Raw genomic sequence first — 24,591 nt, forward strand, 5'->3', positions numbered from 1 at the left:
CTGGTTTCAAGATGAAGCGAGAATTGGTCAACAAAATACGACTACCCGTTTATGGGCTAAAACCGGCTCGCGTCCCCGCGCGGTGAGGCAACAACAATTTGAGTATGCGCATCTTTTCGGTGCCATTTGCCCTGCAACCGGCGCAACGGAAGCCTTGATAGTTCCCTTTCTGAGCAAAGACGTGATGAAAAAGCACTTAGCGCAAATTTCAGTGGTAACGGCAACAGACCGATTTGCAGTTGTCGTGATGGATGGCGCAGGTTGGCATACCGAAGATATTGCCGATGACTTCGATAATCTGGCGATTTTAAAACTGCCACCGTATTCACCAGAACTCAATCCGATAGAGCAGGTGTGGAGTTGGCTGCGGCAACATCATTTAGCAAACCGTTGTTTTGAAAACTACGAGGCCATTGTGGATGCGTGTAGCGAAGCCTGGAACAGTTTTATCAGCGATACCGCTCGGGTGATCAAGATGTGCTCAAGAGACTGGGCGGTATTGAACAAACTTTAAGATGGAATGGTATAACTATTTGCGGATCAAATTGCCATTAAGATCAAAGCTCCATTCGGCAGGGCCAAGCTCTGCGAGCAATGCCGATACCTCTGCTAATGGCCTGGCGGCGATAAATTGCTTTTGGGTATCAAGAAAGATCAGCCATTCACTGGCTTGTTTGGCGATATCCTGTTCATTAAATTGGCTATGCATACCCATATAGACTGGCATTACGCTACGCCAGCCTTGTTCCAGCCGGAAGATGTAACGACTCTGATAGTCGGGGTGCAAAAAATTAGCCTGTTCGATCGCATTGAGTTGGCTGCGATCAAATACTTTAGCAACAGCAACACTGCTGGACCGTTGTAAGTAACCGCGCAGTAGTTGTAGCTGTTTAGTATCATCTGCTTCGCTGCGGTTTTCCGTGAGACTGCGTGCCATTGGCTCGGCGATCTCCAATGCAAACAACTGTAATTCGTAATAGTCCAGATTCTCACGAAAACGGATAAATTCGTCGCAGTTACCTGCTTCAAGAGGATCTCTAGGCTGTAGGCGTTGCCAGTCACCGGCTTGTTGGCTGGCGAACAGGAAATCCTGATATGGCAGCTGCAGCTTGGCCTCGATCGCCGAGCGTAACAGCTGCAAATCCGGTAAACCGGCCTGACGGTAGTCACGTTGTGATTGGCATGCTTCATATTGCACGCTTAGTACACTATGAGCTTGCTGCGCTGCCAAGGCGGCCTGGAGCAGGCTGCGCTCGGACTGGCTAAGGTGTTCCAGGCTTGGTTGGCTGGTGGCAAGTAATAACGATAACAGACTAAGCATAAGGGCTCCGCAAATTTTCCTGACTGTACCAGCTTTCGGCAGCCAGCCCCACTATTTCTGCGCTGTTTAATGATGTTTGGCGACGCTTTGCTGCATCAGTTTAATAATGGCGGCTTTACCGGCGAGTTGAAAACGCCTGGCAAGCAGTGACCAGGGCTGTCTTTGCCAGCAGCGGGCGATAAAGACAGCAGTTGCCAGCGGATCTAACTGTAACCGGTACTGGTTAAACCAATAGACCAGCAAGGTTGAAACCAGTTCATAAGGTCGTTGCCCGTTGGCAAACAAGCTAAGTTGCTGCAGCTCGGCAGGGCTAAGGATACGCAGTGGCGGTTTAATTAGCTGCAGCAGTAAAGCGGGCTGCAGATCCGACGGGTATTCGCTGAGTTCCAGATACAGTCGCTGCGAAAAATGTTCCGCCAGATGGCTAACAATATCCTCATCACCTTTTAAGGCTTTACATACCAGTACCGAGGGTTCGGCGCTGGCTTTATCCAGTTGTTGACCGAGGCGGATTGGCAAAAAAGCATTGCGCTGCCAAAAACCTAATAAGCTCGGCGTGGCGCCAAAGCTACTACCAAGATAATGATAACCACGGCGGCTAAGTTCATAACTGACCAATTGCAGTAGCTGGCTACCCAGCCCTAGCTGTTGTAAGCCGGGCACTATGGCGATGCGCATAATGCGCGCCAGTTTTAGGCACGCCAATCCGGGCTCGGCAAGATGAAAGGCCAGACTTTGCGCCAGCAGATGCCCCTGTACCCGCCGCTTGCCCTGATAGATCTGCTCTGCCAGTTCGGCGCTAAACTCGCCTTCGCTGCTAAGCAACATACAGCCAAGTAATTGGCCGTTTTGCTCCAGGGTATACACTGCGAGAGCAGCATTTTCTATTAACGCCAGTAAATCTTTAACCTGGGTTTGATAGTGGGCAAAGCTGAGCAAGGCAAAGACCTGCTGCAGCTTTTCCGGCTCAGCCAGCCAGTCGTGATGTTGATAATGCTTTAACAGCACAGCTTGAGTACTGTCGTATGCGGGTTCGGGCAAGTCCAGTTTTAGCAGAAAGCTGTGCCGGATTAACTGTTCCAGCGGATCCTGTGCTTGATAGCGGATTGGCTCGGTTAAGCGTAGCTGCCGCCAGTCAGGACATTGTTGCGCTAAATAAGGCTGAAACCTTAACTGAAAACCCCGGCCTGTGCCTTCGTAACCATGCTCGGTGCTGGCAAACACCAAGCGACTATAGTGATTAACCAGCTGTTGTAATTGCGGGGCCGGCAGGGCTGCCGCTTCATCCACCAGCACCAGATCAGCGACTGGCAGCTCAGCCAATAACTGGTCAATCGCGATAAACTGCAGTGCTTTTTGTTGCGCTTGCTGGACCTGACTGGCGAAGTGCGCAAGGGCAACACTGGCCTGAAGCTTGGAGGGGGCCGTGATCAGGATGCGTTGTTTACCCTGCTTAGCCAGCTCTGCTGCGGCCAGCCCCAGCGCAGCCGACTTACCACAGCCGCGATCGGCAGTTAATACCAGCGGGCGACGGCGATGGCCTGTTACTACTTTTACAATAGCCGCCACGGCTGTCTGCTGCCCGGCAGTTTTAAAAGGCGGCTGGCACTCAGCCGCCACAGCTAGCGGGGGAAAAATGGGTTGTTGCAGGATTTGAATATCGCCATCCGCTGTAAGTTGGGCGTGCAACAGATTGGCTTGTTGCAAAGTATTGCGCCAAAAAGCAGTAAAGCCTTGCGCGCCGGCCGGCGGGGTCAGTGGGTAGGATAATAACGGCTGATGGTCCGGATTGGGCTGCGCCAGCCAGCCATCGGTTGGCGGTGTCAGCAGCAGCCACAAGCCACCGGCTTTTAAGGCGCCACTGGCGGCGGCGATCTGATCGCCGTTAAAGCCGCTACAGGCGTTAATTACCAACCAGTCACATTCGGTACCCAGCAACTGATGCGCTTTCGCCTGCTTAAGCGCTGTGCACTGCTCCGGAGCCTCACTCCCCAGCCACCAACAATGCTCTGGCGCAAACTGCGCCAGCATTTGGTTGGCAAGGTGCAATAAGGCGGCAGGCTCACCTTGCAGCCATACTGGCAGCCGTACCCGCTGTGCAGCGGCCTGCTGTAATAACTGGCCGAGCTGCTGCAGTCGCATTTAGATTGCTTCCAGCCGGGCGTATGCGGTCATCAGCCATTTACTGCCCAACTGATCAAAGTTGACCTGAATGCGCGATTGCGGGCCGCTGCCTTCGTAATTAAGGACAGTGCCTTCGCCAAACTTTTCATGCAGCACCCGTTGCCCGAGCTTAAAGCCGGTGTTTTCAAAGGCGCTATGACTGGCGGCACCGCTAAAGCGGTTATTAACCAGCGGCCGGCTAACCTGTGTGGTTAAACGGATTTCTTCGACACACTCGGCCGGTAGCTCGCGTAAAAAGCGCGACGGTTTCGGATATTGCTCCTGGCCGTATAAACGGCGGCTTTGGGCATGGCATAAATACAACTTTTGCATGGCGCGGGTCATGCCGACATAACAGAGGCGCCGCTCTTCCTCCAGCCTTACCGGATCATCACCGCTTTGCTGGCTGGGGAACAGCCCTTCCTCGAGGCCACACACAAATACTAATGGGAACTCCAGGCCTTTGGCGGTGTGCAATGTCATCAGCTGTACGGCATCGGAATGCTCTTCTGCCTGATATTCACCCGCTTCCAGCGCCGCCTGAGATAAAAACGCCGACAGCGGGCTCATTTCTTCCAGCAGTGGGCTGTCGAAGTTCTGGCAGGCGGTGATCAGCTCGTTTAAGTTTTCAATCCGGGTTTGGGCTTTCTCGCCTTTTTCCGCCAGATACATGGCATAGAGCCCGGATTGTTTGATCACATGTTCGGCCTGCTCATGCAGTGGCAGCTCGGTCAGCTCAGCATCCAATTGGCCAATTAACTGCATAAATTGCGCGATGGCATTCGCCGCACGGCCACTAAGCTGCTTTTGCTGCAACAGTTGCTCTAATGCCTGCCACAGCGTCTGCCCCTGCGCGCGCGCTTGCTGCCGTACTTTATCCAGGGTGGTATCACCGATACCGCGGGCCGGCGTATTGATAATCCGCTCCAGCGCCGCGTCATCCTGACGGTTGTTAATGAGCCGCAGATAAGACAGCGCATCTTTAATTTCCTGTCGTTCATAGAAGCGCAGGCCGCCATAGATGCGATAATGTAAACCATCCTGAATTAACGCCTCTTCCAACACCCGTGACTGGGCGTTATTACGATACAGAATGGCGGTATCGGTGAGCGGATTACCCTTGTTATGCCAGTCGCGGATACGGCTGACAATAAAGCGGGCTTCATCCAGTTCGTTAAAGGCGGTATACAGCGAAATACTTTCGCCTTCGCTACCGTCGGTCCACAGATCTTTGCCAAGCCGGCTTTGGTTATTGCTGATCACCGCATTGGCAGCTTTCAAAATTGTTGCAGTGGAGCGGTAGTTTTGCTCCAGGCGGATGGTATCCGCCCCGTCAAAATCTTTTAAAAACTGCTGGATATTTTCAACGCGGGCACCGCGCCAACCGTAGATCGACTGATCATCGTCACCGACAATCATTACCTTAGCGCTGCTGCCGGCCAGCAATCGCAGCCACTGGTATTGAATGGCGTTGGTATCCTGAAACTCATCGACCAGAATATGGCGGAAACGCTGCTGATAGTGACCGCGCACCTCGGAATTCTGCTTTAACAGTTCAAAGCTGCGCAGCAAGATTTCGGCAAAATCGACCAGACCGGCGCGATCACACATTTCCTGATACGCGGCATAGATCTTAATCATTTGCGCCAGGCTGTAATCACCACCGGCGTCCAGCATACCCGGGCGTTGGCCTTCATCTTTACGCGCATTGATAAACCACTGCAGCTGTTTGGCTGGCCAGTGCTTTTCATCCAGATTCAGCGCTTTTAATACCCGCTTCACCAGCCTTAACTGGTCGTCAGAATCGATGATCTGAAAGCCCTGCGGTAAACCGGCTTCCTGATAATGGGCGCGCAGCATACGGTGTGACAGGCCATGAAAGGTGCCCATCCACAGATTATTCAGGCTGACGCCAATGGTGCTTTCAATCCGGGCGCGCATTTCCTGCGCCGCTTTATTGGTAAAGGTGACGGCCAGCAAACTGTAGGGCGCAACCCGCTCTACCTGCATTAACCAGGCTAAGCGATGCACCAGCACCCGGGTTTTACCACTACCGGCTCCGGCCAGTACCAGCATATGTTGCGGGGGTGCCGCTACCGCATCGCGTTGTTTATCATTTAGCCCGTCCAGCAGGTAAGAAACATCCATTAGTTGGCCTCGTTTACTTAGTATCGGGGCATTATAACAGCCAGCAGCGGGGCGCCAAGTCAGAGGGGGTGATTTAGTGGATAAATAACCAGTTGCTACCTCCTGACATGTATTGGAAAGCCTTTATTTAGGCAGGGTAGTGGTGCACAAATCATGCGCCTTGAGAGGGTGGTATTTATATGATAGGTTCAAGTTGTTAATTTTTGGGCAAATAAAGAATAGAAACACCTTGTTGTGTTGGCCAACTAAAATGGTACGCATGGAAATTTAAGGGAGTAAATTAATGCAAGGTTTAAATGGATGGCAGAGAATCTATATTGTCATCGTTGTTAGTTGGCTAAGTTATCTGGCTTATATCGCATATTCCCAGTTTACTGTGGCCGAGAGCAGAATTGCTGAATTACAAGCAGCTGTAGAGCGTTATCAAAACCATCAGGAAGATACAACAGTCTTAGCAAATGGCAGTGTTATAACGCACCATCTTTCAGGCCCAGGCCCTGAACAATGGCTCGCTAACTACCAAGCGCAACTTACACAAGTTACCGAGGCTAAGCGACAAAACCTGATTTTTATTTTGGTATTAGCGACACTACCACCGCTATTAATCTATCTGATACTCAGTTGGATTGTGGCCGGCTTTCGTCAACATAAACCGCGTGCTAGCTAGCATCCAGAAGGGCGGCAAGCTGTGCCAGCTCGGTCAGGCGCAGATGTGGCAGGATAGTTACCGGCTGCTGCAGGTGATCCAACCAGGCAGCCTGGCAACCGGCATTTAGCGCGCCCATCACATCGGCACGGTGGCTGTCGCCGATATGCATAATATGCTGTGGCGCGGCCTGTAACCGGCTGGCGGCGGTAAGAAATAAATCGGCGTAGGGTTTCATCCGGCCATCCGGGCCGGCTTGCAGACTAAACTCAAATAAATCGCCCAAGCCCATTTTCTGAATACAGGCATTGCCATTGGTGATTGCAATCAGTTGATAACGGCTGGCTAGCGCCGTTAGCAGCGCTTTGACTTCTGGCTTGATCTTGATATTGGTACGTTCCTGCCAAAAAGCGGTATAAGCCACCTCGGCAATTTCGCCTGCCTCACACTGGCTTAATCCTAAACTGACTAAACCGGCTTCAATACCCAGTAGACGCCAACGGCCTAAATCATGGCGGATCTCCGGTGTGGCCTTGGCCAGTAAACGGCGCTGCTGCCACCAGAAATCACTGTTGTAACCGCGGGTAAGCGGGGCATGCTGTGCCAGACTTTGCAGCATGGCGGCTTCGGCGGCGGCAATCACCGGTTTGTTGTCGTACAGGGTATCGTCTAAATCGAAAGACAACACCGAAATAGGTTGTAAAGCTTTAAATAATTGCATTATTTCTTCCTGGCCCTTGGATGGGCGCTATCATAAACCTTGGCCAGATGCTGAAAATCCAGGTGGGTATACACCTGGGTAGTGCTGAGATTGGCATGGCCTAATAGCTCTTGTACGCCGCGCAGGTCGCCACTGGATTGCAATAAGTGGCTGGCAAAAGAGTGACGTAGCATATGCGGATGTAACTGTTGCCCCAAGCCTTGTTGTTTAGCCCAGTGTAAAACCCGTTCTCTGACTTGGCGCGGTGAAATACGCTGCCGCTCGATACTTAAGAACAGTGCCTGTTGATCGGTGACTGGCGTATCTGCACCTAACAGCGCCGGGCGCTGCACCAGCCATTCGCGCAGCGCCGAGCGCGCCATCCGGCCAACTGGTAACTGGCGTTGCTTATTGCCCTTACCGGTAACCCGCACTAAGGCTTCGCTCAGTTGTAAATCCGGCAAATTCAGTGCAACCAGCTCGGTCAGCCGCAAGCCGGAAGAATAAAACAGCTCCAGCATCGCTTTATCGCGACAGGCCAGAATATCGTCGTGGCTGGCAAAGCTCAGCAACTGGCTGATTTGTTCAATTTCCAGCTGTTTGGGCAGGGTTTTGTCTGGTTTCGGCAGCTTGAGATAATCGGCCGGGTTCTGGCTTAGCCACTGCTGGCTGATAGCGTAGCGGTAAAAACTGCGCAGTGCTGAGGCCACCAGACTCAGTGAGCGGGCACTTAGGCCGCTTTTGCGGAAGCGTAAAAACTGTCGCTGCAATTGTTGTTCACTGAGCACAAACCAGCTGGCTGCGTCAGCATGCAGCGCAAGGCCCAGTTTTGTCAGTTGCTGCTGATAGCTGCTCAGCGTTTGCGGGCTATAGCCACGTTCGTGCTTCAGGTAGTTGAGAAACTGCTGCACCGGTTCAGCCCAGTGCAGCGGTAGCTCAGGCGTTGACATAAGCAGGCAGCACCAGTGCCAGTAAGGTCACCAGGTGGCGCAGGAATAAGACATCCATCTCGGGCTGGAAATGATCATCCAGCTCGCTGCCAAAGGCCAGGATCGCCAGTGGCGTGTCTTGCTGGTCAATCCGCAGCAAGGCCACTGAATGCACCTTGGCCGGGAAGATATCATGCTGTTCTTCTTTATTCAGCCGGCCCAGATATACCGGCTGTTGTTGCAGACGACGGCTCAGCAGCAGCTGATAAGGGCTCAGATCAGCGCCTGGCTGCTCCAGCCCGAGCAAACGGCAATATTTCACCTGCGGCATAGCATCGGCAAAGGCCTGTAATGCCTGTTGCACATCAGTGAGACTCTTGGCCTGATGCACCGCGATATGCAAGGCATTTAACGCCAGAAAAATATGTTCGTTCTGGCGGGCTACCGACATTAAACGGGTAATATCTTCCTGTAACAGGTGGATTTTTTCGCGTTGCAGCTCCAGCTGGCGCTCGACCAGCGATACCGTGCCGCGCTGCTGATGCGGCAGACGTAACAATGGCAGCAGCTCCGGATAATGCTGGAAGAAGTCCGGGTGTTGTTGCAGATAATCAGCCACTACCGAAGCAGCAACCAGTTCCTGGCTTTTTATCAGGGTGTCGGTCATAACGTCAGTTGTCCATCAAAAACATGTTCAGCCGGGCCGGTCATTTTTACCGGTTGGCCAGGTCCATTCCAGCGGATCTGCAGGCTACCGCCCGGTAAATCCACCCGTACTTGTTGCGCGAGTTTCTTTTGTAACTGGCCAACCACCACTGCCGCGCAGGCACCGGTGCCACAGGCCAGCGTTTCGCCGGCTCCGCGCTCCCATACCCGCAGTTTAATATGCTGCGGATTGAGCACCTGCATAAAGCCGATATTGGCTTTTTCCGGAAATCGTTCGTGCAATTCCAGCTCCGGTCCCAGAGTGCGTACAGGCGCCGTATCGAGATCTGGCACGTCCAGCACCGCATGCGGATTACCCATCGACACCACACCGCAGAATACGGTTTGCTGTTCGCTCAGTAAAATATAGGTCGCTTCCTGCTTTTGTGCTTTAAAAGGCACCCGTGCTGGTTCCAGTTGTGGCACGCCCATATTGACGGTCACCTGACCATCCTGCTCGACATAAAGCGTGATCTTGCCAGACTTGGTGCTGACATTGATCTTGGTTTTATTGGTCAGGCCACGATAGCGCACAAATTTCGCAAAACAACGGGCACCATTGCCGCATTGCTCAACCTCGGAGCCGTCGGCGTTAAAAATGCGGTAGTGAAAGTCCAGGTCCGGATCATAAGGCGGCTCGACCATTAACAGCTGATCAAAACCAATACCGAAATTGCGATCGGCCAGCTGCTTGATCTGCTCCTTGGTCAGGAAAATGTTCTGGCTGACGGCATCTACCATCATAAAATCATTGCCCAGACCGTGCATCTTGCTGAAGTTAAGTAACATAGCGCCCTTAAGATTAACTGCTGATCACCTGCTCACCACGCCACAGATCCTGCCATTGTTCACGCTGGCGGATCAGATGACAGTGCTGGCCGTCTACCATCACTTCAGCGGCGCGTGGCCGGCTGTTGTAGTTAGAACTCATGGTAAAACCATAGGCGCCAGCAGAGCGAACTGCCAGTAAATCACCTTCGGCAATCGCCAATTCCCGATCTTTACCGAGGAAGTCGCCGGTTTCGCACACCGGGCCCACCACATCATAGTTTTGTCGTGGCAAGCTGTTATTCAGTACCACCGGCACGATATTCATCCAGGCGCTGTACAAAGCCGGCCGGATTAAATCATTCATTGCTGCATCGACAATGGCAAAGTGCTTTTCCTGACCAGGCTTTAAAAACTCGACCTTAGTCAGCAGGATACCGGCATTGGCCATAATGGCCCGGCCCGGCTCCATAATCAGTTCCAGCTGTGGATAGGCTTTTAAACGTTCCACCACCTTGCTGATGTAGTCAGCCGGCGACGGTGGCACCTCCTGATCATAGGTCACGCCCAGGCCGCCACCGATATCGATATGCTTCAGCTCAATACCATCCGCTTTCAGGGCTTCAATCAGGGCCAGCAGTTTTTCCAGTGCATCGAGGAAGGGTTGGGTTTCGGTCAGTTGTGAACCGATATGGCAGTCGACACCGACCAGTTCGATATGGCTCAATTCGCGTGCCGCGCGGTAAATATCCGTTGCCAGCAGGATATCAATGCCAAATTTATTGGCTTTTAGCCCGGTAGAGATATAAGGATGCGTTTTGGCATCAATATCCGGGTTAACCCGCAGCGACACCGGTGCTTTTTTGCCCAGCGCTTTGGCAACGTCCTGTAAGCGGTGCAGCTCGCTGACCGATTCGACGTTAAAACACTTAATGCCCAATTGCAGCGCAAAGTGCATTTCCTCGGCAGTTTTACCGACACCAGAGAACACCACCTTTGCCGGATCGCCACCGGCAGCAATGACCCGGCGCAGTTCGCCGCCGGATACCAAATCAAAGCCACTGCCCAGGCGGGCCAGCAGGTTCAATACCGCCAGGTTGCTATTGGCTTTCACCGCATAACAGACCAGGCTGTGCGGATGCGCCGCCGCGGCATCGGCAAAGGCACGGTAATGGCGCTCTATGGTGGCGCGGGAATAAACATAGGTCGGTGTGCCATATTGGCTGGCGATATCGGCCAGGGCCACCTGTTCGGCAAATAAGCTATTGCCCTGATAACTAAAGTAATCCAATCTGCTTACCCCTGTGATTCAGTGTCTTCGGTAATCTTTTGCGGTGGCGGCGCTGCCACTTCCGGCTCGGCCTGTGGTAAGGTAAGCGGACCTTTCTGACCACAAGCACTAAGCAATACTGTGGCCAGCAACGCGCCGGTTAACAGGCGCAGTAAGCGCGAAATTCGCTGAGCGTGCATGGTTTTTATTTCATTAATTAATCGACGCTCTATAATCGCATCCTTAGCAGTAAAAGCAAACAGGTGAAGCAGATGAATGACCTAGAATATGAGGAATTAACGGATCAGTTACTACTGGCCGTCGAAGAGAGCATAGAGCGGCAGGAGCTTGATCTGGATTACGAGTCGAACGGTGGCTTGTTAGCGATCACCTTTGCCGACCGCAGTAAAATCATTATCAACAAGCAGCCACCACTGCAGCAGGTTTGGGTTGCGACCAAGTTTAACGGCCACCATTTTGAACTGCGTAATGGCCAGTGGATTGATAACCGCAGCGGTACCGAATTCTGGCAACTGATTAATGATGCGGCCAGTAAGCAAGCCGGTTATCCGATTGCGTTGGGTACAGCATAATGGCGTTACTTCCTTTTGTTGATGTGAAACCACAGGGCGAAACGAAAGCCGTAGTCGTCTGGTTGCATGGCCTGGGGGATTCCGGCCATGGTTTTGCGCCCATAGTGCCGGAGCTACGGTTACCGGCAGCGGCCGGTATCCGCTTTATTTTCCCGCATGCGCCGGAAATACCGGTTACCGTCAATGGCGGCATGCGGATGCGCGCCTGGTACGATATTAAAACCATGGACTTAACTAACCGCGCCGACGAAGAAGGGGTGCGGCAATCGGCTGCAGCCGTGACCGCCTTATTGGACAAACTGATTGCCGATGGCATCCCGAGTGAGCGCATTGTACTGGCTGGTTTTAGCCAGGGTGGCGTCATTACGCTACATTTATTACCGCGCTTACCCTATAAGCTAGCCGGTTTTATTGCCTTATCCACCTATATGGCCTGCCCGGACAAGCTGACTGCTGAAATGTTGAGCCATAACAAAGCGACTCCGGTATTTATCGGGCATGGTACTCAGGATCCGGTGGTACCGCTGGCCGCGGGTCAGCAAGCGTATCAAACCTTTAAAGCGGCTGGCTTTAAAGTCAGTTGGCAGGATTACCGGATGCCGCACAGTGTTTGCGCGCAGGAAATTGATGAAATCAGCCGCTTTTTACAAAGCCGGCTGCTGCAACATGCTGAGGAGCTCTGATGCAGAGGATCCGTATTGCCACCCGGAAAAGCGCGCTGGCGCTGTGGCAGGCTGAGTTTGTAAAAGCCGAATTATTAAAGCACCACCCGGAGTTAACGGTAGAGCTGGTGCCGATGTCGACCCAGGGCGATAAGATTCTCGATACGCCACTGGCCAAAATTGGCGGTAAAGGCTTGTTTGTTAAAGAGCTGGAGACAGCGATGCTGGAAGACCGCGCCGATATCGCCGTGCACAGTATGAAAGACGTACCGGTGGAGTTCCCGGATGAGTTGATGCTGAGCACCATTTGCGAGCGTGAAGATCCGCGCGATGCCTTTGTCTCCAATCAATTCCGCTCTATTGCCGAGTTACCGCCAGGTGCGGTTGTCGGTACTTCAAGTTTGCGCCGGCAATGTCAGTTAAAAGCGCTACGTCCCGACTTACAGGTGCGGGACTTGCGCGGCAATGTGAATACCCGGCTGGCCAAGCTGGATAACGGTGAGTTCGCGGCCATTATTCTGGCGGCGGCCGGCTTGCTGCGGCTGGGTTTTGCAGAGCGCATCGCGGGCTATCTGCCGGTAGAGCAGAGTTTACCGGCTAATGGTCAGGGGGCCGTTGGTATTGAATGCCGCACCAGCGACCAGCGGGTGCAAGCGTTATTGGCGCCGCTGGAGCATAGTGTGACCCGCAATTGTGTGCTGGCCGAGCGGGCAATGAACCGCCGGCTGCAGGGCGGTTGTCAGGTGCCGATTGGTGCCTTTGCCACCCAGCACGGTGAGCAAATCACGCTGCGCGGTCTGGTGGGTTCCCTCGATGGCAGCGAAATTATCCGCGATCAAGTGCAGGGGCCGGCCAGCAGCGCTGAAGCCCTGGGGCTGCAACTGGCTGAGCGGCTGCTGGCCGCGGGCGCCGGTAAGATTTTAACTGCTGTGTATCAGGGCAGCTAACCAGCATGTTTTTAATCACCCGGCCGGCCGGCAAAGCGGATCATCTGCTGGAAGCTCTGGATGACAGCGGCGTGCCCTATCTGTACCAGCCGGTGATTACTACCCAGATGGTACAGTTAAAAGCCAAAGATCTGCGCTTATTAAAGCAAGCGGACTTGCTGGTGTTTGTCAGTTTAAGTGCGGTGCATGCACTGGAGCAGCAACTCGATCCAAGCGAACTGAGCGCGCCTTTACTGGCGGTAGGTGAAACCACCGCCGCTGCTTTAACCCGTTGGACCGGCCGCAGTGTGCTGGTGCCACAAGATCAGCGCAGCGAAGGCTTGCTCGGTTTGCCCGAATTACAGGATGTCGCCGGCTTGCAGGTCGTGGTGGTGCGCGGTAATGCCGGACGCGAATTGATTAAACAAACCCTAAGTCAGCGCGGCGCCCTGGTGCGTTATGTACAAAGCTATAGCCGGATCCCGCTGCCGTTAGACGGTGCTATGTTGTGCCAACAATGGCGTCAGCAGGGCATCCGCTGTGTGGTAGCGACCAGTAATGAAATCCTGCAGCGTATTTTTGATTTGGTGCCGGTTGCCGAACATAGCTGGCTTTGTCAGCTGGGCTGGATCCTGGTCAGCCCAAGAGCGCGTGACAGTGCGCTGACGCTGGGCATTGCCGCGCCAAGGATCCAGCTGGCGCAAAGCGCGAATGATGATGCCTTATTAGAGGCGATACAGCAGTTTAAGAAGGACTTGTTATGAGTGAGCAAAAGCCAACTACCATCGACAGTGAAGCGCCGCTGGCCGAGCTAAAAGCCCAGCTGGCCGAGACTGAAAACGAGCGCGCTGGCTCCGGCGGCAGTGGCATGGCCGTGTTCGCCTTATTGTTGGTGTTGTTGCTCGGAGGCGGCATTGCTGCTGCCGGCTGGTGGTTATGGCCACAATGGCAGGGTATGCAGCAGCAGCTCAGTCAAAGCCAGCGTAGCGCACAGCAGCTGGAACAACAGCTGGCGCAGGCCATGGCACAACTTAGCGAGCAACAAACGCAGCAGCAAAGTAACGTTGAACAACAATGGCAAAATTGGCAGCACACACAGCAGGCGAGTCAGGCAGAGCTGACCAGCCAATTACAAAGCCAGCTGGCGCTATTACGTCAGCAGTTGCAGGAAAAGGACGGCGCGCCGCCACAACATTGGTTACTGTCAGAGGTCGGCTACCTGTTAAAACGCGCCAGTTACAGTCTGGTATTGCAACAGGATTTACGCAGCGCGCGTATGTTACTGCAGCAGGCCGATGCTCAGCTGGTAAGACTGGATAATCCGGCGCTGTTACCGGTACGGCAAAGTATTCGTGATGACTTAACTGCGTTGCAGCAGTTAAGCCTGCCGGACTATAGCCAGGTTTATCTGCAGCTGGCGCAACTGCGGCAGCAAAGTTTACAACTGCCGCTGAAGCAGCAGGAGCAAGCTCTGGTTACTCAGCCTGTTGCTGATGGCGAGCTGGCCAACTGGCGCCAGAATTTGGCCGCATACTGGCAACAAAGCTGGAGCAAGTTATTTCAGGTACGCCCGGCCGTGGCGGAAGATTTTATTAATCTGAGCGCGGAACAACAGGTGCAGCTACGTTTGACCTTACAGCAGCAATTATTGTTGGCTGAGCAAGCATTGTTGCAGGGCCAGCAAGCGGTATTTAGTCGGGCAATACAGCAAGCTGCCGATCTGCTACAGCGCTATTTCGCCGCAGAGAGTAGCGCAGTACAGCAGGCTGCAGGCGAGCTGGTGCAATTAAGCCAGCTGGCGCTGAGTCAGGTTGAGTTGCCGGTACTACAAAGTCCGGCGCAGCTGGAGCGCCAGTTATCCCTGCTCTCTGAGGAGGGCTTATGATTAAGCTGTTGCTGCTAACACTGATTTTAATTCTGGCAATGTTGCTGGGGCCGGTACTGATTAATAATCCGGGTTATATCAAGTTGATTGTGGCCGGCCACAGTGTCGAAATGACGTTACTCGGTCTGGTGATTGCGCTGGGTTTAGTGCTGCTGGCTGGCGCCTTACTCGTCACGGTGCTGCGGCATTTAGCGCGCTGGCAAAAATGGTCATTTAGCTTTTTTCGGGTGCGGCGGGCGAAAAAAGCGCAAGCAGCTTTTGCCCTGGGGTTACAAGCCTATGCGCGTCAACAATGGTCTCAGGCCAGTGAACAGTTACAGCTGGCGTTGAATGATCCCAGCTTTGCCACCGAAAAGCGGATGCTGGCCAGCTATGCCAGCCTGTATGCGGGTAAAACGGAGCAAGCCGGTCATTTAGCCGGTGCGCTTGAAGTCAGTGGCTCTAACAGTGCCTTTGTGCAGGCCGATTTGTTATTACAGCAAGGGCAGGCAGGAGAAGCCTGTCGCTTACTGGCGCAGCATTTGTCGCAGGCAAAGCAGGACCCGGCATTGGGCCAGTTGTATTTGCAGGCATTACAGCAGGCCGGGCAATGGCAAAGTTTGCTGCAAACGGTACCACAAGCCGTGAGCGAGCGCTGGTTTAGTAAAGATAGCTGGCAGCAGCGGCGCTTTGCTATTTATCCGGCGGCAATCAGTCAGCTCAGTTTGCAGGGTTTTTCAGAGCAGGCCGACTACTGGCAGAATTTACCGGCGAAGGAACGTAAATCCGCGGCCGCTATGTTAGGCCTGGCCTGGGCGCTGGCGCAGCAGGGCCAAAACGAACAAGCCGAGCAGAAACTGGTACAGGCGCTGACGCTGGATGATTTACCCGCGGCCTGGCCTTATCTGCGGCAAATTCCGCTCGGTCGCTCAGTGTTAAAACTACGCAAGACCGTGCAGCACTGGTTGCGTGATCACGCCAGCAATGGTTACCTGTATGCTGTATTAGCCTATCTGGCAGAGCAGGAGGGCGATAAAGAACAAGCGGTCATGGCCTGGCAGAAGGTGCGGCAATATCAGCCGGAGCTATGGCAGAACGCCTTACCAGCCTAGCGGCGGTTCTCCCGCCTGATACCCGGTTGTTGGTGCTCGGCAGTATGCCGGGTGCCGCCTCGCTGGCCGCCCAGCAATACTACGCCCATCCTCGCAATGCGTTTTGGCCTATTATGGGGCAGCTGTTTGATTTTGCTTACGATTTACCCTATCCACAGCGACTAATGCAATTGCAGGCGCAGGGTATCGGTCTATGGGACGTGCTGCAGAGTTGCGAGCGTCAGGGTAGCCTGGATAGCGCGATCCGCGCTGAAACACCGAATGACTTTGCCAGTTTATTGCAACAACAGCCGCAAATTCGTGCACTGGCGTTTAACGGTGCCAAGGCGGCGCAAAGTTTCCGCAAGCTGGTGTTGCCGACGCTGGCACCGGAGCAGGTACCTGCTTTAATGCAGTTACCCTCCACCAGTCCTGCCCACGCTTCGTTGAATTTAACCAACAAACTCAAAGCCTGGCAAAGCATCTGCCAATATTGCATCTTGTAATTTAATTGTAAGTATTTGATACTGCTGTCCTCAATTTAGTCACGCCATAAATGACTTGAAAAGGAGTTTTGATGAAAAAACTATGGTTTTTCGCAGCAGGTCTGCTGGTTGCGCAACCTGCTACTGCGGATTGGTGGCAGGCTTTGACGGCCTATGAGCAACAAAATTACAACCTTGCGCAGCAGGAATTTGAGAAGCTATTACCATTAGGAAATAAGGACGCCGCCTTTAATTTAGGGGCGATGTATTTTAATGGTGAAGGCGTAACTCAGGATCGAAATAAGGCCTTAGCCTATTTTATGCTGGCTGCGGAGTTGGGCCGGGCGGATGCCGGTAATCTGGTTGCGCAACAACAACAAAATATTGATGCGCAGTCTCTGGCAGCAGTGGAGCAGCAGCTGCAGTTATTGAAACAACAAGTACAAGTCTGGCCAAAGAGTTGGGAAAATGAGCCAGCCGTTGTCGAGCGGCCGAACCCTATTAAACGTGTCCCGCCAAAGTATCCGGTGGCTGCGGCAAAGGCTGGCCAGTTTGGTTATGTCGCGATGCGCTTTCTGGTAGATGAACAAGGCAAAGTGCAGTCAGCAGACGTTGTTGATGCATATCCGGAAGGTGTCTTTGATCGCGAATCTGTGCGCGCGATAAGTCGTTGGCAGTATGAAGCGACCGGTAGTAAGCACCTGTTTAATGTACGTCTGGATTTTGCAATGGATGGCGGGGTGCGGGTAGAAAAAGTTGAAGAACTTATCGACCAACATCAACTATGGCAAGGCGCGTTGATGGGCTCACCGCAACATCAATTTTTGCTGGGTGGTGTTCTGAGATTGGTCGATGTGCAGAGCCGGAATTATTTATCTATTGATGATTCCTTAGATATTGAACCGCAACTTGATTTATCGGTGTTCCGGCGGACGAATCCGGTAAAAGTGGATTTTGATGGCTTTGTCGGATATGCAGTAGTGCGTATAGCCGATGATGGTACTATCACCGAAGAGTTGCGCGCGGACTTTGCTGCCGAAAGTAAAGTGAAGTCTTTATTGGGGTTGAAGTTAACAGGCAAGTTTGATCATGATGTATATCAGATCGTTAAGAATGATGTTGGGCATAATAAGGCGCCCTGGGTCAGTGCTTCTTTTAAAGTTCCGGCCAGTTATTCGGCAAATTTCTGGTGGGATCAGGCGGCCCAAAATGGGCATCGGGGTGCACAACGGATTATGGCTGCCTATGATAAGAGATGGGAGCAATATCTGTTAGCTCAGCAAGATGCTGAGGTGATGGCTTGGGTTGGCAGCCGCTTGATTCTGGAGGGGCAACGGCAACAAGGCTTAGCATTACTGGATGCGGCGATTGCTAAAAGCTATCCTCTGGCGGAAGAATTAAAGAAACAGTTAATGTAACACCGGACAGAAAGCGGCAGCTGCCGCTTTCTTGTTGTAAGCCGATTTTTATTCACTCAGATGCTGAGTTAACCGCTCACGCAATTCGCCCTCAATTGGCACTGCCTTGCCGGTTTTCTGATCCAGACAAACAAAGGTCACCTGAGCATCAGCTGCCACGGCATCGGAGCCGGCGATCCGCACTTCCTGTGATACGACAGCACTTTTACTGCCAATCTTGCTAAAGCGGGTAAAGACTTCCAGCGTCTGGCCCATGGTGGCGGCTACCCGGTAGTTAATATTGATATTCACAATCACCCAGGCCAGACCATGTTTGGCAAACCATTCGATATCGCCGCTATCTTCCAGATAGCCCCAGCGCGCTTCTTCCAGAAATTCCAGATAACGGGCGTTATTTACATGCTGATAGATATCTAAATGGTAGCCGCGAACCTTAATCAGGGTTTTATGTTGCATAACAGTTTTCCTTTAGTGCAATTACTCTGATTCTGGCATGAAAGCGTTGTAAATACTATGTCGTGGGCGATTATCAACCACTAATGCCGGTGAACAACGGACATTTTACGTGCCATAGTGGCGGCTGGCGGAATTTTCAGTCGGTGCGGCAGTCTTAGCTTGGTCATTGGGGTGAGAGCATTATGCAAGGGACTTGGCATCACGATTATTTCCGGCCTGTGTGTTGGGCACTGCTGCTGCATCTGGCTGTGTTGCTGGTGTTGTTGCGACCTGTAAAGATGGCCGAGCCGCCAGAGGCTGCGGTGATTAGCAGCTATTTGTATACGCCACCCAAGATTACTGAGCCTGTCGCTGCACCGCTGCCTGCATTACCAGCACCGACGGTATCATCGTCAGCGGCCGAAATTGCAACAGTACCTGGGTCTGAAGCCGTAGCGCCGGTCAGATCTACCTCAGCAAAGCCAGACGTATCAGATAATCCACAGCCGCAAGTGGACCAAGCTAAACCGGAGCAAGCGCAGCTTGCTGGCACAGATGACACAGCAGTGTCTGAACGCCTAGCGCTGTCGCGCCCGGGTTTAGCTGAACGTAGTCTGGCGAGCCTTGCTAATCAGTATCAGCAGCCGGCACCGGATTATGTTGGCTGGAGGCGACAACAGCAACAGATCCCGACCAGCCGCAGTGAGCGCTGGCAACAACCCGATGCCACGCCAGAGCAAAGTGTGCTTTTTACTTATCATGACGGCAAACAATTAGTGCGGGTGAATGGTCGCTGTTTGATTGCTGATCCGGCGCTGTCGGGATTTGAGCAGTTGATAAAGCTGAAAGGGGTGCCATGCAGGGAGAGCGATGATGCCATACTATTCCGCCAGACTATGGCGAAGTGGCTGTCACGTTAGTGAGTTTACGCGACCGCCCGCTAAAGCCTGATAGCTCAATGATTATGTTGGGCAAGCAAACCTGTTGCCTGCCAGCTGATGGCAACGGGGTCTTGCTTAGCTAACAGATAGTTCAACCAATGCTGATCGGTCGCTGCCAGATTACGCTGAGCGTCGATTTGACCATTGCGCGCTGCCTGCTCCAGCCAATAATCCGCCGACCAGGCCCGGGAAACCGTCAGTGCCGGCTGCACAAAGACTTCTGCTTTAGTGTTTACAATACGGGGTTCCAGCAAAAACTGTCCGGCAGTTTTAACACCTGATAATTGTTTACCAATAAGCGCCGGGTCTGCCTCTGCTGTCGTGATAACTCCCGACGGGTCAACAGTCACCAGTGTCTGCTGCGCGATAGTGGTAAAATCCGCTTTCACGGTTAATTCTGGCTGGAGTAAATTCAAATCTGGTGCTGTTAAGGGTAATACCGGGTCGATGATAAAGTGATGAGCCCCTTGCGTTACCAAATGGCGCAACAGTTGGCTGAGGATTAACTGATGCTCAGCGGAGCCGGCAACCGCCAAATCCCAGAGTTTGGATTGAAATAACGCCTGCTCCAGGCGTGGGATATTTAATCTGGCCTGGCCGGGAATTTCCAGCGTAAAGCTTAATTCAGTTACCGTCAGTTGCGGGCTACCGCTGCTATAACGCCAGCTTTGCAGGGCTTTCAGCGCTTCTTTGATAAAGAGCTGCTGCGGATAAGCATCCAATACCGTGATATCCGTGACCCGTCCTTGTTCATCGACCCGGTAATGCATTTTTACATAGCCTGACTGGCCGCGTCTTGCGGCATCTACCGGATAACGCGGTTCAACCCGGCGTATCGGTTGAGCAGCTGTAGCAACGGATGGGCGCGTTAGCATTGCTGGTCCGGCCGGTACCATCACCTGTTGTTGCCATTGCTGTACCATCTGCGCATAGTTGGTCTGCTCCGCAGGCTGCAAGCTGGCACCGAGTTGTGCCGCGAGCGCCGTGGCATCGGCGTGTCCAAAATCTGCCGCTAACTTAAATAGGGCGGCTGCCTGCACTTTATCCGCGTCTTGTCCTTCACCGTTAAAATACATCGCCGCCAGACTGAACATGGCGTTGGCATTACCCACTTTCACGAGTTCACTAAAGTGCAATCGGGCAGTGTTGTAATCCTGTTGCTCGTAGGCGAGCAACGCCTGATTCCAGTCGGCTCTGAGTGTGAAACTGCAGCAGAGTAGCAAAAAAGCAAAACGCTTGAGCATTTTAACATCCCTATTAATGTTGTTATCAATTAGATAATAACAAGCTGCCTGCTCAGGTCAATCTATAATTCCGCTGCGTACTTTTTAACACGCCCTAGATATAAGCAAATGCATCTGCAAACATCTGTTCGCGATGTGCACCTTGCTCGGCGAAAGCTTCGCGGGCTACGCCGGCCATGGCAAAGGGGCCGGCGATATAGATATCGTAAGCTTCCAGTGAGACAAAGTCCTGTAACACCGCTTCATGCACCAGGCCGCTCCGGCCCTGCCAGTTGGCGCCAGGCTCTTGTACTACCGGGATAAAGCGGTATTTAGCATTTGCCGCTGCCCATTGTTGCAGCTCGGCCTGATAATACAAGGCATCTTCCTGCCGCACCCCCCAGTATAAAAATACCGGTTTATCCTGTGACGCTGCGGCCAGTGCCATAGCAATACTGTGCACATAAGAGAAACCCGTGCCACCGGCTAACAGGATGACTGGTCGCGCGCTGTCCTGACGCCAACCGGCATGACCTAAGCCGACTTCAACCTGTACCGATAAGCCCTGCGCAAACGCTTGCTGTAAATGCTGTAGCGCAGCGCTGGACCAGTTATCGCCTGCTGGCGCGCCGATATGCAGTTCAAGCAGATCTTGTGCAGGAATGCTGGCAATCGAAAAAGGTCTTTTGTCATTTTCGGTCAGACACAGCTGTAAATACTGACCAGGCGTATAGCTAGTTGGCTGCGCCGGTTGCAGCAATACTTTGCTGACCACCGGTGTCAGAGCGCTAATAGCAATAACCTGGCAAGAAATGGTGTTCATAAAGCTCTCAATGGTTCTGGCGGCAACTAACCGCGGATAAAAGGATGGTGCAGCTCTAAATCTGAGTCTGCAGTCGCCAGGCAACAATAGACAAACTGCTGCTGGCGATCGGTTTCGGTTAATGGGCTAGGGTCGGCGTAACTGACACTGCCACTGCGCAATTTGCATACGCAACTGGTACAGACACCCTGGCGGCAGCGGTGCGGAAAATCGATACCCTGGCGCAAGGCCGCAGCGAGGATACTTTCACCTTCTGCTACCTCAAAGGTTAGTTTTGCCGGTAGGATCCGTACCTGATAGCTCATGTTTTTTGCTCTGGTAAAGTGATACCCAACGACGGCCATAAGGCATCAATCCGCTGTTTAATCGCCGGATCCATCACGATAGGCTCGCCCCACTCACGGTTAGTTTCGCCTGGCCATTTATTGGTGGCATCCATCCCCATTTTTGAACCTAAACCGGATACCGGTGACGCAAAGTCGAGATAATCAATTGGCGTATTTTCCACCAGGGTGGTATCCCGCGCCGGATCCATCCGGGTGGTAATGGCCCAGATCACATCCTGCCAGTCTCGGGCGTTGATATCATCATCACAAACGATCACAAACTTGGTGTACATAAACTGGCGCAGGAAAGACCAAACGCCCATCATCACCCGTTTGGCATGCCCCGGATATTGCTTTTTCATCGTCACCACGGCCAGCCGGTATGAGCAGCCTTCAGGTGGCAGATAGAAGTCGGTAATTTCCGGGAATTGCTTTTGTAAAATCGGCACAAAGACTTCGTTCAGCGCCACACCCAGGATGGCAGGTTCATCCGGTGGCCGGCCGGTATAGGTGCTGTGATAGATCGGATCTTCACGATGGGTAATATGGGTCACAGTAAATACCGGGAAGTTATCCACCTCATTGTAGTAGCCGGTATGGTCGCCATAGGGGCCTTCCGGTGCCAACTCGCCCGGCTCGATATAGCCTTCCAGCACAAACTCGGCACTGGCCGGTACCTGTAAGTCATTGCTGATACATTTCACCACTTCGGTATTATCACCGCGCAACAAACCAGCAAAACCATACTCCGATAGTGTATCTGGTACCGGTGTTACGGCACCTAAAATGGTCGCCGGATCGGCGCCTAAGGCCACAGCAACCGGAAAGCGTTGGCCCGGATGGGCTTTTTGCCATTCAAAAAAGTCCAGTGCGCCGCCACGGTGCGATAACCAGCGCATAATCACTTTGTTTTTACCCAGTACCTGCTGCCGGTATATGCCAAGGTTTTGCCGCTCTTTATGTGGGCCTTTGGTTACCGTTAAACCCCAGGTAATCAGCGGCGCGGCATCGCCAGGCCAACAGGTCATCACCGGCAGCTTGGTTAGATCCACCTGGTCTCCGCTTAATACCACTTGCTGGCAGGCTGCTTTTTTTACTTGCTTGGGCGACATATTCAGCACTTGTTTAAAGATCGGCAGCTTGCTAAACGCATCTTTTAAACCTTTCGGTGGCTCCGGCTCCTTTAAAAAGGCCAGCAGTTTGCCAACTTCACGCAGCGCAGACACCTCGTCCTGGCCCATACCCAGCGCCACGCGCTTTGGGGTACCAAATAAGTTAGCCAGTACCGGGATCGTAAAGCCTTTCGGGTTTTCGAATAGTAAGGCGGGGCCGCCACCGCGCAGGGTGCGGTCGGCAATTTCGGTCATTTCCAGCACCGGATCCACCGGCTGACTGATCCGCACCAGTTCACCGCGCTGCTCCAGCTGTGCAATAAAGTCGCGTAAATCTTTATATTTCATCTTTGCCCTTAATGTTGTCAGCCGCAGCCTGACAAAAGCTGACCGTATTATACATTGCCAGCCATTTCCTGCCAGTTTTGGCCTGCTATGCGGCTGGGGAAAGCCGAAGCTGCCTTTTATAATGCGAAAAAACAGTGACGCGGGTTATACGATGACTGAGCAAGAAGGGGTTATAAAATTTCAGTTAAGTTATCAGCAAGCTGAGCTAACAGCCGCGGCCGATATCAGTGAGCTAACTGCCTGGCGCACGCTCTGTGTGCAGCTCGGCATGCTGGGCCAGCATCCATTACGTTATGATAACTACGGTTTTGGTAATATCAGCCAGCGTTTACCGGGTACTGACCAGTTCCTGATTAGTGGCACCCAAACCGGAGGCAAAGCGGTATTAACCGCCGCCGATTATGCGTTGGTGAGCCACTGCCAGCCCGAACTGAATCAGATTGCGGCGACAGGTCCCTGCAAACCATCATCTGAAGCTATGACCCATGGCCAGCTATATTTGCTGGACCCCGGCATTAATTTTGTCATCCACGCCCATTGCCCGGCGATCTGGCATTTGGCCAACGAATTACAGCTGCCACAAACCGCCGCTGAGATTCCTTATGGCACGGTAGAAATGGCGGCGGAGGTGGCAAGGTTATTTAGTGCTACCACTGTAACCAGACAAGGTATTTTTACTATGGCGGGGCACGAAGATGGCGTTGTGACATTTGGCAACACTGCTGCTGCGGCGTTTCAGGTGTTGGCCGAATACTATGCCAAGGCACTGGCACTGGGCGCTGAGCCGAATCTTTGGCCCGGTTAGCGAAAAAATATCGGAAAAACAGGCAACAGTCGGAATTTTCTGGTAAAACTAATAAACCGACAAGTGTAGAGACACCAGTAAGATGCAGTTTCCGGCCAATATAAAACAACAAACCTGTAGCGATTGTCTTAGTGGTCAGGATCTTGGCTTTCAGATCCGCATGGCTTTTCAACCTATTATTGATTGGCGGGAGAAGAGCATTATCGCCTATGAAGCGCTGGTGCGTGGGCCCAATGGTGAGGGTGCCGGCTGGGTGTTTCAGCATATTAATGACGATAATAAATATTACTTTGATCAGGCTTGTCGGGTAAAAGCAATCGAAACGGCAGCTAGATTAGGCTGTAAAACCTTTTTAAATATCAATTTTTTACCCAATGCGGTGTATAACCCGGAAACCTGTATCAAAGCAACCATTGAAGCGGCGGATACCTACGGTTTTGATTTAACCAAGCTGATTTTTGAAGTCACCGAAGGCGAGCAAATCCCGGATAAAGCGCACTTAAACCGGATTTTCCAAAGTTATGCCAAACGTGGTTTTCAGACGGCAATTGATGATTACGGCTCAGGCTACGCCACGCTGGATTGGTTGATTGAATTAAAACCGCATATCTTAAAGCTGGATATGCAGTTAATCCGCAATATCGATAAAAACCCGGCAAAACAGTTTATTGTTGAGCGCACGATTGAGCAGTGTGAATTACAGGGCACCCGGGTGTTAGCTGAGGGGATCGAAACTAAGGAAGAGCTTGAGTACCTGACCTCCGTCGGTATTCGGTTTTTACAAGGGTACTATTTTGCCCGACCAGAGCTGGAAAAATTAGCACGGCTGGCAGAAATTCAGGGCTTAAATTAAGCCGCGCCGCCACAAATCTCTAACCAAAAACGGTTA

27 protein-coding genes are annotated in these 24,591 nt (G+C 52.6%); 13 read left to right on the plus strand and 14 right to left on the minus strand.

The features are described 5' to 3' along the window. Nucleotides 1-514, plus strand: a 514-nt coding sequence (locus tag AGRI_RS11295; protein ID WP_008985069.1) for an IS630 family transposase, incomplete at its 5' end; no start/stop codon positions are given. A gap of 15 nt (nt 515-529) precedes the next feature. Here the strand turns inward: AGRI_RS11295 and AGRI_RS11300 are convergent. From AGRI_RS11300 to uvrD, 3 genes are all read right to left on the minus strand, one after another. Beyond that, nucleotides 530-1,321: a hypothetical protein gene (locus AGRI_RS11300; RefSeq protein WP_008985070.1), complete on the minus strand. Its 792-nt coding sequence runs from the start codon at nt 1,319-1,321 to the stop codon at nt 530-532. Nucleotides 1,322-1,387: 66 nt separating this feature from the next. Then, a complete protein-coding gene (locus AGRI_RS11305) occupies nt 1,388-3,463 on the minus strand; it encodes a tRNA(Met) cytidine acetyltransferase TmcA domain-containing protein (protein WP_008985071.1) in 2,076 nt (691 codons plus the stop codon). Continuing rightward, the gene (gene uvrD / locus AGRI_RS11310; protein ID WP_008985072.1) at nt 3,464-5,632 is read right to left on the minus strand and encodes a DNA helicase II; all 2,169 of its coding nucleotides are present in this window, start codon (nt 5,630-5,632) and stop codon (nt 3,464-3,466) included. A gap of 283 nt (nt 5,633-5,915) precedes the next feature. Between uvrD and AGRI_RS11315 the strand changes: the two genes are divergently transcribed. Next, a complete protein-coding gene (locus AGRI_RS11315; protein ID WP_008985073.1) occupies nt 5,916-6,299 on the plus strand; it encodes a hypothetical protein in 384 nt (127 codons plus the stop codon). On the opposite strand, the gene AGRI_RS11320 is transcribed toward AGRI_RS11315, so the two are convergent. From AGRI_RS11320 to lptM, 6 genes are read right to left on the minus strand one after another with little or no spacing between them, the layout of a single operon-like run. Further along, the gene (locus AGRI_RS11320; protein WP_008985074.1) at nt 6,292-6,999 is read right to left on the minus strand and encodes an HAD-IA family hydrolase; all 708 of its coding nucleotides are present in this window, start codon (nt 6,997-6,999) and stop codon (nt 6,292-6,294) included. The genes AGRI_RS11315 and AGRI_RS11320 overlap by 8 nt on opposite strands. Further along, nucleotides 6,999-7,928: a tyrosine recombinase XerC gene (xerC, locus tag AGRI_RS11325; RefSeq protein WP_008985075.1), complete on the minus strand. Its 930-nt coding sequence runs from the start codon at nt 7,926-7,928 to the stop codon at nt 6,999-7,001. Before xerC ends, AGRI_RS11320 begins: the two co-directional genes overlap by 1 nt. Next, nucleotides 7,915-8,574 carry a DUF484 family protein gene (locus AGRI_RS11330; RefSeq protein ID WP_008950641.1) on the minus strand — a complete coding sequence of 220 codons (660 nt, stop codon included), beginning with the start codon at nt 8,572-8,574 and terminating at the stop codon, nt 7,915-7,917. The genes xerC and AGRI_RS11330 overlap by 14 nt, the downstream gene beginning before the upstream one ends. After that, entirely contained in the window at nt 8,571-9,401 is an 831-nt protein-coding gene (gene dapF, locus AGRI_RS11335) for a diaminopimelate epimerase (RefSeq protein ID WP_008609793.1), read from the minus strand. Before dapF ends, AGRI_RS11330 begins: the two co-directional genes overlap by 4 nt. 13 nt (nt 9,402-9,414) lie before the next feature. Further along, complete coding sequence (lysA, locus tag AGRI_RS11340; protein ID WP_008985076.1) at nt 9,415-10,671, minus strand: diaminopimelate decarboxylase; 1,257 nt, start codon at nt 10,669-10,671, stop codon at nt 9,415-9,417. A 5-nt stretch (nt 10,672-10,676) separates the two neighbouring features. Beyond that, on the minus strand, nt 10,677-10,850 hold the full coding sequence (gene lptM, locus AGRI_RS16400; protein ID WP_008609791.1) for an LPS translocon maturation chaperone LptM: 174 nt from the start codon (nt 10,848-10,850) through the stop codon (nt 10,677-10,679). A 72-nt stretch (nt 10,851-10,922) separates the two neighbouring features. Here lptM and cyaY point away from each other — a divergent pair, with 72 nt between their 5' ends. The 8 genes from cyaY to AGRI_RS16205 all read left to right on the plus strand — a co-directional run bounded on the left by cyaY (nt 10,923) and on the right by AGRI_RS16205 (nt 17,689). Beyond that, the gene (gene cyaY / locus AGRI_RS11345; protein ID WP_008985077.1) at nt 10,923-11,243 is read left to right on the plus strand and encodes an iron donor protein CyaY; all 321 of its coding nucleotides are present in this window, start codon (nt 10,923-10,925) and stop codon (nt 11,241-11,243) included. Beyond that, nucleotides 11,243-11,926 (plus strand): alpha/beta hydrolase, encoded by a 684-nt coding sequence (locus tag AGRI_RS11350; RefSeq protein WP_008985078.1) that lies wholly within the window; start codon nt 11,243-11,245, stop codon nt 11,924-11,926. The genes cyaY and AGRI_RS11350 overlap by 1 nt, the downstream gene beginning before the upstream one ends. Beyond that, entirely contained in the window at nt 11,926-12,852 is a 927-nt protein-coding gene (gene hemC, locus AGRI_RS11355; protein ID WP_008985079.1) for a hydroxymethylbilane synthase, read from the plus strand. The genes AGRI_RS11350 and hemC overlap by 1 nt, the downstream gene beginning before the upstream one ends. Nucleotides 12,853-12,857: 5 nt before the next feature. Next, complete coding sequence (locus AGRI_RS11360) at nt 12,858-13,595, plus strand: uroporphyrinogen-III synthase (RefSeq protein WP_008985080.1); 738 nt, start codon at nt 12,858-12,860, stop codon at nt 13,593-13,595. Further along, nucleotides 13,592-14,716, plus strand: a complete 1,125-nt coding sequence (locus AGRI_RS11365) for a uroporphyrinogen-III C-methyltransferase (protein ID WP_008985081.1) — start codon at nt 13,592-13,594, stop codon at nt 14,714-14,716. Before AGRI_RS11360 ends, AGRI_RS11365 begins: the two co-directional genes overlap by 4 nt. Further along, nucleotides 14,713-15,807: a heme biosynthesis protein HemY gene (locus tag AGRI_RS11370; RefSeq protein ID WP_008985082.1), complete on the plus strand. Its 1,095-nt coding sequence runs from the start codon at nt 14,713-14,715 to the stop codon at nt 15,805-15,807. Before AGRI_RS11365 ends, AGRI_RS11370 begins: the two co-directional genes overlap by 4 nt. Then, a complete protein-coding gene (locus AGRI_RS11375) occupies nt 15,783-16,292 on the plus strand; it encodes a DNA-deoxyinosine glycosylase (RefSeq protein WP_008985083.1) in 510 nt (169 codons plus the stop codon). Before AGRI_RS11370 ends, AGRI_RS11375 begins: the two co-directional genes overlap by 25 nt. A 71-nt stretch (nt 16,293-16,363) precedes the next feature. Beyond that, nucleotides 16,364-17,689 (plus strand): TonB family protein, encoded by a 1,326-nt coding sequence (locus AGRI_RS16205; protein WP_008985084.1) that lies wholly within the window; start codon nt 16,364-16,366, stop codon nt 17,687-17,689. 48 nt (nt 17,690-17,737) lie between these two features. Here the strand turns inward: AGRI_RS16205 and AGRI_RS11385 are convergent, their stop codons facing one another. Next, nucleotides 17,738-18,145, minus strand: coding sequence for an acyl-CoA thioesterase (locus AGRI_RS11385; protein WP_008985085.1), 408 nt, complete (start codon nt 18,143-18,145; stop codon nt 17,738-17,740). Between the two features lie 182 nt (nt 18,146-18,327). On the opposite strand from AGRI_RS11385, the gene AGRI_RS11390 reads away from it, so the two are divergent. Continuing rightward, on the plus strand, nt 18,328-19,044 hold the full coding sequence (locus tag AGRI_RS11390; RefSeq protein ID WP_008985086.1) for a hypothetical protein: 717 nt from the start codon (nt 18,328-18,330) through the stop codon (nt 19,042-19,044). 35 nt (nt 19,045-19,079) lie between these two features. Here AGRI_RS11390 and AGRI_RS16210 read toward each other — a convergent pair whose 3' ends face one another. From AGRI_RS16210 to ubiD, 4 genes are all read right to left on the minus strand, one after another. Further along, nucleotides 19,080-20,309: a TonB family protein gene (locus AGRI_RS16210; protein ID WP_008985087.1), complete on the minus strand. Its 1,230-nt coding sequence runs from the start codon at nt 20,307-20,309 to the stop codon at nt 19,080-19,082. A gap of 94 nt (nt 20,310-20,403) precedes the next feature. Beyond that, nucleotides 20,404-21,111: an NAD(P)H-flavin reductase gene (gene fre / locus AGRI_RS11400; protein ID WP_008985088.1), complete on the minus strand. Its 708-nt coding sequence runs from the start codon at nt 21,109-21,111 to the stop codon at nt 20,404-20,406. Nucleotides 21,112-21,137: 26 nt separating this feature from the next. Next, nucleotides 21,138-21,416 (minus strand): 2Fe-2S iron-sulfur cluster-binding protein, encoded by a 279-nt coding sequence (locus AGRI_RS11405; RefSeq protein WP_008985089.1) that lies wholly within the window; start codon nt 21,414-21,416, stop codon nt 21,138-21,140. Further along, nucleotides 21,413-22,897 carry a 4-hydroxy-3-polyprenylbenzoate decarboxylase gene (gene ubiD, locus AGRI_RS11410; protein ID WP_008985090.1) on the minus strand — a complete coding sequence of 495 codons (1,485 nt, stop codon included), beginning with the start codon at nt 22,895-22,897 and terminating at the stop codon, nt 21,413-21,415. Before ubiD ends, AGRI_RS11405 begins: the two co-directional genes overlap by 4 nt. 151 nt (nt 22,898-23,048) lie before the next feature. On the opposite strand from ubiD, the gene AGRI_RS11415 reads away from it, so the two are divergent. Both AGRI_RS11415 and AGRI_RS11420 read left to right on the plus strand, forming a co-directional pair. Further along, a complete protein-coding gene (locus AGRI_RS11415; protein WP_040291888.1) occupies nt 23,049-23,702 on the plus strand; it encodes a class II aldolase/adducin family protein in 654 nt (217 codons plus the stop codon). A gap of 82 nt (nt 23,703-23,784) precedes the next feature. Further along, nucleotides 23,785-24,555 carry an EAL domain-containing protein gene (locus AGRI_RS11420; protein WP_008985092.1) on the plus strand — a complete coding sequence of 257 codons (771 nt, stop codon included), beginning with the start codon at nt 23,785-23,787 and terminating at the stop codon, nt 24,553-24,555. Nucleotides 24,556-24,591: the final 36 nt, after the last annotated feature.

The organism is Alishewanella agri BL06 (genome assembly GCF_000272005.1).
Classification (GTDB): domain Bacteria; phylum Pseudomonadota; class Gammaproteobacteria; order Enterobacterales; family Alteromonadaceae; genus Alishewanella; species Alishewanella agri.

What these genes read in the sequence shown, in the direction of transcription:
- AGRI_RS11360 (WP_008985080.1), top strand. Translation starts at nt 12,858, where the DNA reads ATGTTTTTAATCACCCGGCCGGCCGGCAAAGCGGATCATCTGCTGGAA.
- dapF (WP_008609793.1), bottom strand. Translation starts at nt 9,401, where the DNA reads ATGTTACTTAACTTCAGCAAGATGCACGGTCTGGGCAATGATTTTATG.
- AGRI_RS11365 (WP_008985081.1), top strand. Translation starts at nt 13,592, where the DNA reads ATGAGTGAGCAAAAGCCAACTACCATCGACAGTGAAGCGCCGCTGGCC.
- AGRI_RS11420 (WP_008985092.1), top strand. Translation starts at nt 23,785, where the DNA reads ATGCAGTTTCCGGCCAATATAAAACAACAAACCTGTAGCGATTGTCTT.
- hemC (WP_008985079.1), top strand. Translation starts at nt 11,926, where the DNA reads ATGCAGAGGATCCGTATTGCCACCCGGAAAAGCGCGCTGGCGCTGTGG.
- AGRI_RS11305 (WP_008985071.1), bottom strand. Translation starts at nt 3,463, where the DNA reads ATGCGACTGCAGCAGCTCGGCCAGTTATTACAGCAGGCCGCTGCACAG.
- fre (WP_008985088.1), bottom strand. Translation starts at nt 21,111, where the DNA reads ATGAACACCATTTCTTGCCAGGTTATTGCTATTAGCGCTCTGACACCG.
- AGRI_RS11315 (WP_008985073.1), top strand. Translation starts at nt 5,916, where the DNA reads ATGCAAGGTTTAAATGGATGGCAGAGAATCTATATTGTCATCGTTGTT.
- cyaY (WP_008985077.1), top strand. Translation starts at nt 10,923, where the DNA reads ATGAATGACCTAGAATATGAGGAATTAACGGATCAGTTACTACTGGCC.
- AGRI_RS11405 (WP_008985089.1), bottom strand. Translation starts at nt 21,416, where the DNA reads ATGAGCTATCAGGTACGGATCCTACCGGCAAAACTAACCTTTGAGGTA.
- AGRI_RS11390 (WP_008985086.1), top strand. Translation starts at nt 18,328, where the DNA reads ATGCAAGGGACTTGGCATCACGATTATTTCCGGCCTGTGTGTTGGGCA.
- AGRI_RS11385 (WP_008985085.1), bottom strand. Translation starts at nt 18,145, where the DNA reads ATGCAACATAAAACCCTGATTAAGGTTCGCGGCTACCATTTAGATATC.
- uvrD (WP_008985072.1), bottom strand. Translation starts at nt 5,632, where the DNA reads ATGGATGTTTCTTACCTGCTGGACGGGCTAAATGATAAACAACGCGAT.
- lptM (WP_008609791.1), bottom strand. Translation starts at nt 10,850, where the DNA reads ATGCACGCTCAGCGAATTTCGCGCTTACTGCGCCTGTTAACCGGCGCG.
- AGRI_RS11300 (WP_008985070.1), bottom strand. Translation starts at nt 1,321, where the DNA reads ATGCTTAGTCTGTTATCGTTATTACTTGCCACCAGCCAACCAAGCCTG.
- AGRI_RS11330 (WP_008950641.1), bottom strand. Translation starts at nt 8,574, where the DNA reads ATGACCGACACCCTGATAAAAAGCCAGGAACTGGTTGCTGCTTCGGTA.
- AGRI_RS11415 (WP_040291888.1), top strand. Translation starts at nt 23,049, where the DNA reads ATGACTGAGCAAGAAGGGGTTATAAAATTTCAGTTAAGTTATCAGCAA.
- AGRI_RS11350 (WP_008985078.1), top strand. Translation starts at nt 11,243, where the DNA reads ATGGCGTTACTTCCTTTTGTTGATGTGAAACCACAGGGCGAAACGAAA.
- AGRI_RS16205 (WP_008985084.1), top strand. Translation starts at nt 16,364, where the DNA reads ATGAAAAAACTATGGTTTTTCGCAGCAGGTCTGCTGGTTGCGCAACCT.
- AGRI_RS11320 (WP_008985074.1), bottom strand. Translation starts at nt 6,999, where the DNA reads ATGCAATTATTTAAAGCTTTACAACCTATTTCGGTGTTGTCTTTCGAT.
- AGRI_RS16210 (WP_008985087.1), bottom strand. Translation starts at nt 20,309, where the DNA reads ATGCTCAAGCGTTTTGCTTTTTTGCTACTCTGCTGCAGTTTCACACTC.
- AGRI_RS11375 (WP_008985083.1), top strand. Translation starts at nt 15,783, where the DNA reads ATGGCAGAACGCCTTACCAGCCTAGCGGCGGTTCTCCCGCCTGATACC.
- xerC (WP_008985075.1), bottom strand. Translation starts at nt 7,928, where the DNA reads ATGTCAACGCCTGAGCTACCGCTGCACTGGGCTGAACCGGTGCAGCAG.
- AGRI_RS11370 (WP_008985082.1), top strand. Translation starts at nt 14,713, where the DNA reads ATGATTAAGCTGTTGCTGCTAACACTGATTTTAATTCTGGCAATGTTG.
- ubiD (WP_008985090.1), bottom strand. Translation starts at nt 22,897, where the DNA reads ATGAAATATAAAGATTTACGCGACTTTATTGCACAGCTGGAGCAGCGC.